Here is a 10,508-nt window from a genome sequence, read left to right as displayed (position 1 = left end):
GCCCGCCGGCTGCGACAGGCCCATCCGAAGCGCGGCGCGGCTCACGCTGGCCTCGCGCAGCAGGGCGTCGAGCGCGGTCAGCAGGTTGAGGTCAAGCGAATTCAAATTCATCAGGCGAATAGATATCATATTCTCTATCGATTTGAAGAATTCTGATGCTGCGGCGATCATCTCCGCGTTCCCACCAAACGGAGATGCCGCCATGAATGCGATCGCCAACAAGAAACTGATGCAGGATATTTTCGCCGCCGCCGCCAATCCCGATCCGAACGCGCGCGATCGAGCCCTGTTCGCTGCAAGCCTTGCCGAAGACGCCAAATGGGTCGTGACCGGCCAGTATTCCTGGTCGCGCACCTTCTCAGGCAAGGAGTCGATCCTCAACGATTTGCACGGCTATGTGCGCACCCGCCTGCGCGACCGCACGCGCACGGTCGCTCACCGCTTCATCGCCGACGGCGATGTGGTCGTCGTGGAGGCAAAGGGCGACAACGTCACGCCCGAAGGCGTGCGCTACGACAATGACTATTGCCTGGTGTTTCGTCTCGAGGACGGCAAGATCAAGGAGATCCGCGAGTACTGCGACTCGATCCTGACCGAGCGGGCGCTCGGTTCTTTTCCGCAGGCGCCGGTGAGGGCTGCGAGCTGAGTGGATTGCGCGTCGCGTCCGCCGGTGGGTTTCATCGGGCGGAGCCGGCGATGGTCGTGCGGGCGTGGCGGGCGCTGGTCGAAACGGTCCGTATCAGGCGCGAACGGTCCCGGGCCCGGGATCAACTCGCCGCCATGAGCGAGCGGGAGCTTCTGGACTGCGGGATGACCAGGGCGGAGATCGCGTACGAGCTGCACAAGCCCCGCCGGCGGAAATAAAGAGTCGAGGGTACGGTCCGCGCCTCTCCAGATATTCCAGTGCCGGCGGAACCTTCGGATTCCGCCGGCGTTTCCTTCGCTTCCGGGGCAATCGCGCCCCCGGCATTGCGCGCGTGTGGGAATTTCATGCTGGCTGGGGTTTCGGACGTCTCGACACAGGTGAACCCTGGCTTCCCTGGACTTCGTGAGCGACTGAGAGATGCGACTGCGGGTGCGCACCGGGAGCTCGATGCGCAACTTTCGTCGTTCGATCTCACCGTCTTGGCGGGCTATCGCCGCTTTCTTCAAGCCAGCGCCGGCGCGCTTCTTCCGCTCGAGGCCGCGCTCGTCGCGGCAGGCGTCGCCAGGATATTTCCGGACTGGCCGGAGCGGTCGCGCAGTGCCGCGATCGCGGCTGATCTCGGGCGGCTCGGCGGCGCCGCGCAATCCACCGTATCCGTGCCGCCGCTGACGCCCAGCGGCATGCTCGGTACGATGTACGTGCTGGAGGGCTCTCGGCTCGGGGCAAGATTCCTGCTGAAAGAGGTCGCGGAGGCCGCCGACCTGCGCATGACGGAGGCCACCAGCTATCTCAGCCATGGTGCCGGCAAGCGCCTGTGGCAGAGTTTCCTGTCGAAGCTTCAAGGCGAAGAGGCCTGCGACGAGGTCGAGGTGATCGCGGCGGCGCGGGTTGCCTTCGCCGCGTTCGAGCGGGCGGCGGAGCGGGCATGAACGAGGCGGTCAATCTCACCAATTGCGATCGCGAGCCGATCCACATTCCCGGCAGCGTGCAGCCGTTTGGCTTCATGCTCGCTGTGCTCTCGGATTTCACGATCTGCATGGCCTCGGACAATGTCGGCAGCTTTCTCGGAAGCGACGTCGCCGATCTGCTCCAGCAGCCGTTGACGAGCGCCATCTCCGAAGCCGCTGTCGAGACCATCCGCGGTCGCGTCGACTATTTGAGTGGGCCGGATGCGACCGAGCGCCTGTTCGGCGTCGAGCTCCAGGCCGGCAAACCGCTTTACGATCTCTCGATCCATTTCTCCGGCGTCTACCTCATCGTCGAGGCGGAGCCGAGCGTCCACGAGCCCGGCGTCAATTCCGGCGAGCTCGTCCGCCTGATGCTCGAACGGATCCGCAAGACGCGCGGCATGACCGAGCTCGCGCGGGAGGCCGCGCGTCAGCTCAAGGTGCTGACCGGATTCGATCGCGTCATGGTCTACCAGTTTCACCCGGACGGATCGGGCGAGGTGATCGCCGAGACCGCGGAAGCAGGGCTCGAATCCTTCCTCGGCCTGCGTTATCCTGCATCGGATATCCCAAGGCAGGCGCGCGCCCTCTACCAGCGCAACTGGCTGCGCATCATTGCCGACGTCAACGCCAGGTCGGCTGCCCTGATGTCGACCGCCACGCACAATGCGGGATTGCTCGACCTTTCGATGAGCGTGCTGCGCTCGGTCTCGCCGATCCATATCGAATATCTGCGCAACATGGGGGTGGCCGCCTCGATGTCGGTATCGATCCTGCGCGATGGCAAGCTGTGGGGTCTGTTCGCCTGTCATCATTATTCGCCGCGGTACATTTCGTTCGACAAGCGTACGGCCTCCGAGCTGTTCGGGCAGATGTTTTCCTGGATCGTCGAGGGACGCGAGCGCGAGGGCGATGTCGCCTATGAGGCGCGGGCCCATCAGGTCCAGGAGCGCTTGATCGAGATCGCTGCTTCGCACGACCACAGCCGCCGCGCGATCGTCGACTTTCTCGGCGACTACCGCAAGATGATCGACTGCGACGGCGTCGCGGTCTGGTCCGACAACAAGATCGCCCTCGAGGGAGACACGCCGACCGAAGACGAGGTGAAGGACCTCGTCGCCTTCATCAACCGGACCTCGCCGGGCCGGATCTTCGCCAGCGCCGAGATCGCCAAGGTCTATGCCGCCGGCCAGGCTTTTCGCGACCGCGCGGCGGGTTTTCTCGCCATTCCGATCTCACGGACCCCGCGCGACTGCCTGATCTTCTTCCGGCGCGAGGTCACGCGGGCGGTGAACTGGGCCGGCGCTCCCGACAAGATCTACGACGAAGGTCCGAACGGGCCGCGCCTGACGCCGCGCAAGAGCTTCGAGCTCTGGCAGGAGACCGTGGCGGGCCAGTCGAAACCGTGGTCGGCAGCGGACATCCGCATCGCCGAGAGTCTGCGCGTCACACTGCTGGAAGTGATCCTGCAATTGTCCGACCTCGCCGCGCGCGAGCGCCGCGGCGCGCAGGAGCGGCAGGAGCTGATGATCGCCGAGCTCAATCACCGCGTCCGCAACATCCTGAGCCTGGTCCGCGCGCTGGTAGCGCAGAGCAAGGACACGGCGATGAGCGTGGAGGAGTTTGCGAGCGTTCTCGGCGGTCGCATCCAGGCCCTGGCCCGCGCCCACGACCAGATCACCAATCTGAACTGGGCGCCGGTGGTGCTGCGGACCCTCCTCGAATCCGAAGCCGGCGCCTATCTCGGGGCGCGCGCAGGCCGGGTGAAGATGGGCGGGCCGGACGTCGCGCTCGATCCCAAGGCGTTTGCCACGCTGGCTCTCGTTGTCCACGAGATGATGACCAATTCCGCCAAATACGGCGCGCTCGCCGATTCCACCGGCAGCGTCGAGGTGGTCTGGCGCCTCGATCCCTCGTCGAGCCTCGTGATCGAATGGAAGGAAAGCGGCGGGCCACCGGTGCAGCCACCGTCGCGGCGTGGCTTCGGCACCACGATCATCGAACGCTCGGTGCCGTTCGATCTCAAGGGCGATGCCGAAATCCGCTTCGACCTTCTGGGCGTGCAGGCGACGTTCGTCATTCCCCCCAATTTCGTCGAGCTGGTGCCGTCGATAGCAGGAGCCGCCATGCGTCTTGAGGAACAGCAGTCCAGCCGACCCCGGATCTCCGAGACCGCGCTGATCGTCGAGGACAATCTGATCATCGCAATGGCGGCGGAGGTCATCCTGCTCGATCTCGGCGCGCGTCATGTCGACACCGCCGCGACCGTCGACCAGGCGCTGCGCTCGATCGAGCGGACCCGGCCGAGCTTTGCCCTGCTCGATCTCAACCTCGGGAGCGAGAGCAGCATCAAGGTGGCGCAGAAGCTGAAGGAGATCGGCGTGCCCTTCATCTTCGCAACCGGCTATGGCGAGCGCGCGCCGCTTCCGGTGGATCTGGCCTCGGCGCCGGTGGTTCAGAAGCCGTACACGCTGGAAGTGGTCGAGCACGCGCTCGGCAAATTGCAGCAGGCCGGCGCCCAATGGTCGTTCGTCCTGTGAACGCATGCAGCTCTGCGCATCCCGCTCGGGATTCGTACGCGAACTTTGCATAGCTGCTGACAAAAGCAGCAGTTTTCGCGCCCGCGGATCCAGATCGCGCGAAAAATTTGAAGGTTCAATTAACGAGTGTCCCCCATTGTGTCGCAGTGCAGCGTGGGTCGCAAAGACACGCGGCTGCCAGGGTGGTCGTGACGATTTGCCGGAATTGTTCGGCCGCTCGAAGTGAAATGCATCTGGGTGGACAGTGGGAATGCCGAAGTTTCGTTTGCGGATCAGGGGACGCCTGTACGCAGGCTTCATGGCCTTGGTGGTGGTTGGTCTCGTGATGGCGGTGGTTGCCGTCTGGAATTTGCGGGCGGTGCAGGATCAGGTCGCAAGACAATCCGCACTTTCGGACAGCACGGCGCGGGTTTTGGAGATATCGACCCAGCTTCAGGCGATCCAACGGGCCAATCTGCGTTACGTCTACGACGCCAACGAGCCCGCGATGAAGGAGGCGCAAGAGCGGGAAACCGCGGCGACCGAGCTGTTGCGGGTCGGCGCCAAGGGGACGCTCTCGGAGGATCGGCGAGTGCTCTACAACGGCCTCATCGACGACATTGCCAAGATGCGACGCCTGCGTGACAATCTCGGCGACGCCGTCAACGAGGCGAGAACGGGCAAGGCGACGTTGCTGCCGAGCGGCGAGGAGCTGGCCGTCAAGATGGGCAAGCTGGTCGATGCGGCGCGCGCCGCCGTCGACGAAGACACCGCGGCCCTCGTCGCCGACCTCGAATCCAGGATCCTCCTTGTTCGGGTCGCGAACTGGCGTTTCCTGGCGCTGCGCGACGCGCAGGGACCCGCGAATTTCAGGGCGAGCGTAGATAGGGCGGCGCAGCGGCTCGCGGCTCTCGAAAAGAGCCCGCAGGCGGCGGAATTGCGCTCCACGCTCGCGCCGGTGAAGACCTCGCTCGGAATCTACAAATCGGCGTTCGAGACGACCTCCGCCGCGATGCTTCAGGCCGACGAGATCTACCACAAGAGCCTCGCGCCCCTCATCGTCGACAGCGTCGGCAGGCTCAAGGCCGCGGAAGCGACCCTGAAGAAGGACTATCAGGAATCGCGTACGACCGCCGAAGCCGTGATCGCGGGCACCACGACCATTCAGGAGATCGCCGGTGGCCTCGCCGTCCTGTTCGGCTGCATCGTCGCCTTCCTGATCGCCCGCGGCATCGTCGGTCCGCTGGCCTCGATGACGCGCGCGATGGGGCTGATCGCGGGCGGCAATCTCGAGGTCGAGATCCCCGGCCGCGGCAAGGCCGACGAGATCGGCGACATGGCCAAGGCGATCCAGGTGTTCAAGGACAACATGGTCGAGACCGAGCGACTGCGCGCCGAGCAGACCGAGGTCGAGGCGCGGCAGGCGGAAAGCCGCAAGAAGGACATGGTCAGGCTCGCCGATCAGTTCGAGCAGGCGGTCGGCGAGATCGTGAACACCGTGTCGTCGGCATCGAACGAGCTCGAAGCCTCCGCCGGCACCTTGACCACGACCGCCTCGCGGGCCCAGGACCTGTCAACGGAGGTCGCCAGCGCCTCGCAGGAGGCCTCGGCCAATGTGCAGGCGGTTGCCTCGGCGACCGAGGAGCTGTCCTCCTCGGTGTCGGAGATCGCCCGCCAGGTGCAGGAATCCGCCCGTATCGCGGTCGAGGCCGTCGGTCAGGCGAGCAGGACCAATGACCGCGTCGGCGCGCTCTCCAAGGCCGCCGCGCGGATCGGCGACGTGGTCGAGCTGATCAGCACCATCGCCGGCCAGACCAACCTCCTGGCGCTGAACGCCACCATCGAGGCGGCGCGCGCGGGTGAAGCCGGCCGCGGCTTTGCCGTGGTCGCCTCCGAGGTCAAGGCGCTCGCGGAGCAGACTGCGAAGGCCACCGGCGAGATCGCCCAGCAGGTCTCCGGCATCCAGGCCGCGACGGAGGAATCGGTCGGCTCCATCAGGGAGATCAGTGGCACCATCGAGCGGCTGTCGGAGATTTCGTCGACGGTCGCGGCCGCCGTGGAGCAGCAGGGCGCGGCGACGCAGGAGATTTCCCGCAACGTCCAGCAGGCGGCCCATGGCACGCAGAGGGTGTCGTCCAACATCGGCGACGTGCAGCGTGGCGCCTCCGAAACCGGATCGGCCTCATCGCAGGTGCTGTCGGCGGCGCGCTCGCTGTCGGCCGACAGCAACCGCCTCAAGCTCGAAGTGGCCAAGTTCCTGAACTCGGTCCACGCCGCCTGAATCTCAAACGCAAAAGGCCACGCGCATGCGCGTGGCCTGAAAAGAACGGCGCGGTGCGATCAGGCGACCTTGGTCGCCATGTGCTTGAACATGTTGGCGCGGGCCTCGTCGTCCATCTCGGCCTTGAAGGTGAACTTGTCCTTCAGCGCGATCGCGCGTGCCGCCGCCGGCCGTGCCGAGATCTCGTCCACCAGCCGCTTCACGTTGGGGTAGCGCGCAAAGGCGTCGTCGCCGAGCTTGAACGGCAGCATCCGCGCCCAGCCCCACAGCGCCATGTCGACGATGGAATAGCTGTCGCCAACCATGTAGCTGCGCCCTTTGAGGTGACCGTCGAGAACCTTGTAGTGGCGATCCGTCTCGTACTGGTAGCGGTTATGGGCGTAATCGTGGTTCTGGTCCTTTGGCGCAAAATGCTTGAAGTGCACGGCCTGACCCGAATACGGCCCGACGCCGGTTGCGATGAACATCAGCCATGACAGCGTCTCGCCGCGCACGCTCGCGGCGGGCAGGAACTTGCCGGTCTTCTCGGCGAGATAGAGCAGGATGGCGTTGCTGTCGAACACGATGGTGCCGCCATCGTCGATCGCCGGGACCTTGGCATTCGGATTGATCTCGAGGAATTCGGCCGTGAACTGCTCGCCTTTGCGGGTGTCGATCTTCACCGGCTCGAAGGGCAGGCCGGACTCCTCCAGATAAAGCGCGACCTTGGTCGGGTTCGGCGATCCGTTGAAATAGAATTTGAGCATCGATCTCCCCAGTGTTTTTGCAAGGCGCGGACGCAGCGTCATTGCCGTGCGGCCTGTCTTGCCTGAACCCGTTGCGGGAGGGCAACCGGCGAGTTTGCCGGGCGGTATCTGCGCGCCACGCAGATCAGCCGGCGTAACAAAGGCCGATTGCCGCCGTAACGACCATCGCGGCGCCGACCGCTTCCAGCCGCAGCCCGAGCCGCGTGGCCAGATGCATGTCGGAGGCCCGCGCCGCGCGCTCCGATCCGCGCGCGTAGCCGTGAACGATGACGTCGTGATTGAAATTGTCGTGCGCCTCGTTGCTGCTGGCGAGCCCGACAGAGATCACGAGCACGCCGAACAGCGCGAGGCCGAAGAATCCGAGCAGGGCGATCAGGAACATCGGAAACATGCCGAGCAGGAAGATCGGCAGCAGCGGCACCAGCAGCAATGTCTCGGACTGTCGTCGCATGGGGCCCACCGTCAGGACGGGGCTGATCGGGCGAATCTAGTCCTGGCGGGGGCGACATTCAACCACCACTGCTGTCATTCCGGGGCGCGCCTCTTGCGCGAGCCCGGAATCCATTGGGCCGCATGTGCTGTGGTTGGGTGGATTCCGGGTTCTAGCTTCGCGAGCCCCGGAATGACGGCGGAGAGGATCACTCCGCCGCCATGCCGGCGCGGATTTCGGCGCGCAGCTCGTCGATCAGCTTGAGACCCTTCTTGGTCTCGATGTGCCAGAAGGTCCAGCCGTTGCAGGCCTGGGCGCCCTGCGCCACCGCGCCGATGCGGTGGATCGAGCCGACCTTGTCGCCGAACATGATGGCGCCGTCGGCACGGACCAGCGCGCCGAGCTTCTTCTTGGCGTCGAACAGCTTCGTGCCGGGCATGATCATGCCGCGCTCGATCAGTTCGGAGAACGCGACCCGCGGCGCTTCGCGCGCGGTCATGAACGGGGCAAGGCTTGCTTCCGGCAGCGGCTCGACCGCGGCGATGCGGGCTTCGGCAGCCTTGGCATACGTCTTGTCGCGCTCGAAACCGATATAGGAGCGGCCGAGGCGTTTGGCCACGGCGCCGGTGGTGCCCGTGCCGTTGAAGGGATCGATCACGAGATCGCCGGGCTTGGACGAAGACAGCAGCACGCGCGCGAGCAGGCCTTCCGGCTTCTGCGTCGGATGCACTTTCTTGCCGTCGGCGCCCTTGAGGCGCTCCTCGCCGGTACAGAGCGGGATCAGCCAGTCGGAACGTGCCTGCACGTCCTCGTTCGCGGCCTTCAGCGCCTCGTAATTGAACGTGTAGCCCTTGGCCTTTTCGTCGCGCGCGGCCCAGATCATGGTCTCGTGCGCGTTGGTGAAGCGGCGGCCGCGGAAATTCGGCATCGGGTTCGACTTGCGCCAGACAATGTCGTTCAGGAGCCAGAAGCCGAGGTCCTGCATGATCGCGCCGACGCGGAAGATGTTGTGATAGGAGCCGATCACCCAGATCGTCGCCGACGGCTTCATCGCGCGGCGGGCGGCAAGCAGCCAGGCGCGGGTGAAATCGTCATAGGCGGAGAACGAATCGAACTTGTCCCAGTCGTCGTCGACGGCGTCGACATGGGATTCGTCGGGGCGCTTGAGGTCGCCCTTGAGCTGGAGATTGTAGGGCGGATCGGCGAACACGAGGTCGACCGAACCAGCCTGAAGCTTCGACATCTCGGCGACGCAATCACCGAGGATGATGCTGTGCGAAGCGGACTCAAAATTTGTGCGGGGCGCCCTTGCAGACGCCCCGCGACGCGACACTACCATGACTCAAGAACTCTGACTCAGGCGACGCTGTCGGCGACGCGGGACCAAACAACCGACTGACCGTTACAATGAAGCGGCAAAGTAAAAATCGACTTAACCCGCCGCTTTCGTGAGCAGGCCTCGCATCGCTCCCCGCGTGCGGTTCACTGCGCGCACTCGCCGTGTTTTGCAGTGTATTTCGCGTTTCGTCGCGTTGCGGGAGCGATCATGGCTCCAAAAAGGCGCCAAATTTCTCTCGGAAAAAATTGCTCGACCCTCGGAAAAAATTGCTGGCATCGGCATGCTGTCGCACTAGGCAATAATTGCCGAGCGGGATATTGATAAAAGCAACGGAAATTTTACGTGTGTGGCGCGTTGAGCTTTCGCGCTTCTGCGCCCAAATGATGCCAATCGAGGACTGAGGGAAACCCGCCATGCGCTACGATGATTTCCGCCGCAGCGACGACATCGAGGATCGTCGCGACGATGGTGGAGGCGGCGGTGGCGGAGGCGGGTTCGGCCTTCCGATGGGCGGCGGCGGGCTCGGCATCGGCACCATCATCGTGCTTGGCCTCGTCGGCTACGCCTTCGGCATCGATCCGCGCATCCTGATCGGCGGCGCCGAGATCCTCACCGGCGGCGGCCAGGCGCCGAGCTACCAGACCGATCGCCAGTCGTCTTCGACCGCCAAGCGCGGCGCCCCGACCGACGAGATGGGCAGCATGATCTCCGGCATTCTCGGCGAGATCGACGACCGCTGGAGCGAGATCTTCCAGGCCTCGGGCCAGTCCTACACCGGGCCGAAGGTCGTGCTGTTCCGCAACGTCACCAATGGCGGCCGCTGCGGCCGGGCAGAGTCGGCGATGGGGCCGTTCTATTGTCCGCCGGATCGTACCATCTTCCTCGACACCTCGTTCTTCCGCGAGGTCGAGACGCGCTTCCGCGGCTGCTCCGGCAAGTCCGCCTGCAACTTCACCACAGCCTACATAATCGCGCACGAAGCCGGCCATCACATCCAGAACCTGCTCGGCATCATTCCGCGCGTGACGCGGCTGCAGCAGCAGGCGGGCTCGAAGGCGGAGGCCAACGCGCTCCAGGTGAAGGTGGAATTGCAGGCCGATTGCCTGTCCGGCGTCTGGGTCAATCGCGAGTCGAAGAAGCGTCCGAACTTCCTGGAAGCCGGCGACATCGACGCCGCGCTGACCACGGCGAGCGCGATCGGCGACGATACGCTGCAGCGCCAGGCCACGGGACGCGTCGTGCCTGACTCCTTCACCCACGGCTCGGCGGCGCAACGCAAGCAGTGGTTCATGACCGGCTACCAGCAGGGCACGGTCCAGGCCTGCAACACGTTCGGCGGCGGGACGTAGTAGTCTCGCTGCCGTGCCCCGGACGCAGCGCAGCGCTACTTCAGCGGTGCGCTGCAGAGCCGGGGCCCACACCGCCGGTCTCCCAAGCCTCTAAATGGGTCCCGGCTCTGCGGCGCGGCGCTGTTGCGCCGCACCTAGTCCGGGACACGAGAGACGCATCATGGCCTCCATCGACGAAGCAAAACAGTTCATCCCGCTCGACATCGCGGTGCTCACCGTGTCCGACACCCGTGCGCTCGCGGATGACAAGT

9 protein-coding genes and 2 pseudogenes are annotated in these 10,508 nt (G+C 65.0%); 7 read left to right on the top strand and 4 right to left on the bottom strand.

Annotated features, from left to right (window positions below; all coding sequences use genetic code 11):
* Positions 1-129: pseudogene (locus tag IC66_RS48290) on the bottom strand (LysR family transcriptional regulator); the annotation flags it as partial.
* A 73-nt stretch (positions 130-202) separates the two neighbouring features.
* Between IC66_RS48290 and IC66_RS0115970 the strand changes: the two are divergent.
* The 5 genes from IC66_RS0115970 (at position 203) to IC66_RS0115950 (ending at position 6,393) form a co-directional block, all read left to right on the top strand.
* On the top strand, positions 203-646 hold the full coding sequence (locus tag IC66_RS0115970) for a nuclear transport factor 2 family protein (protein ID WP_028141684.1): 444 nt from the start codon (positions 203-205) through the stop codon (positions 644-646).
* Positions 647-696: 50 nt separating this feature from the next.
* Positions 697-864: a DUF1127 domain-containing protein gene (locus IC66_RS43435; protein WP_080670146.1), complete on the top strand. Its 168-nt coding sequence runs from the start codon at positions 697-699 to the stop codon at positions 862-864.
* 126 nt (positions 865-990) lie between these two features.
* Positions 991-1,575: a biliverdin-producing heme oxygenase gene (locus IC66_RS0115960; RefSeq protein WP_028141683.1), complete on the top strand. Its 585-nt coding sequence runs from the start codon at positions 991-993 to the stop codon at positions 1,573-1,575.
* The gene (locus IC66_RS0115955) at positions 1,572-4,133 is read left to right on the top strand and encodes an HWE histidine kinase domain-containing protein (protein WP_038948300.1); all 2,562 of its coding nucleotides are present in this window, start codon (positions 1,572-1,574) and stop codon (positions 4,131-4,133) included. The genes IC66_RS0115960 and IC66_RS0115955 overlap by 4 nt, the downstream gene beginning before the upstream one ends.
* A gap of 250 nt (positions 4,134-4,383) precedes the next feature.
* Positions 4,384-6,393 carry a methyl-accepting chemotaxis protein gene (locus IC66_RS0115950; protein WP_028141681.1) on the top strand — a complete coding sequence of 670 codons (2,010 nt, stop codon included), beginning with the start codon at positions 4,384-4,386 and terminating at the stop codon, positions 6,391-6,393.
* A gap of 59 nt (positions 6,394-6,452) precedes the next feature.
* Here the strand turns inward: IC66_RS0115950 and IC66_RS0115945 are convergent, their stop codons facing one another.
* The 3 genes from IC66_RS0115945 to IC66_RS0115935 all read right to left on the bottom strand — a co-directional run bounded on the left by IC66_RS0115945 (position 6,453) and on the right by IC66_RS0115935 (position 8,908).
* Complete coding sequence (locus IC66_RS0115945; RefSeq protein ID WP_028141680.1) at positions 6,453-7,139, bottom strand: glutathione S-transferase family protein; 687 nt, start codon at positions 7,137-7,139, stop codon at positions 6,453-6,455.
* Between the two features lie 124 nt (positions 7,140-7,263).
* A complete protein-coding gene (locus IC66_RS0115940; protein WP_028141679.1) occupies positions 7,264-7,590 on the bottom strand; it encodes a hypothetical protein in 327 nt (108 codons plus the stop codon).
* A gap of 187 nt (positions 7,591-7,777) precedes the next feature.
* Complete coding sequence (locus IC66_RS0115935) at positions 7,778-8,908, bottom strand: site-specific DNA-methyltransferase (RefSeq protein ID WP_028141678.1); 1,131 nt, start codon at positions 8,906-8,908, stop codon at positions 7,778-7,780.
* Between the two features lie 413 nt (positions 8,909-9,321).
* Between IC66_RS0115935 and ypfJ the strand changes: the two genes are divergently transcribed.
* Both ypfJ and IC66_RS46250 read left to right on the top strand, forming a co-directional pair.
* Positions 9,322-10,257: a KPN_02809 family neutral zinc metallopeptidase gene (ypfJ, locus tag IC66_RS0115930; protein WP_028141677.1), complete on the top strand. Its 936-nt coding sequence runs from the start codon at positions 9,322-9,324 to the stop codon at positions 10,255-10,257.
* Between the two features lie 160 nt (positions 10,258-10,417).
* Positions 10,418-10,508 (top strand): annotated as a pseudogene (locus tag IC66_RS46250) (molybdenum cofactor biosynthesis protein B); the annotation flags it as partial.

This window comes from Bradyrhizobium genomosp. III (genome assembly GCF_000261705.1).
Lineage (GTDB): Bacteria > Pseudomonadota > Alphaproteobacteria > Rhizobiales > Xanthobacteraceae > Bradyrhizobium > Bradyrhizobium ottawaense.
Note: the sequence above shows the minus strand (reverse complement) of the source record. Positions and strands in the feature narration are given on the sequence as shown.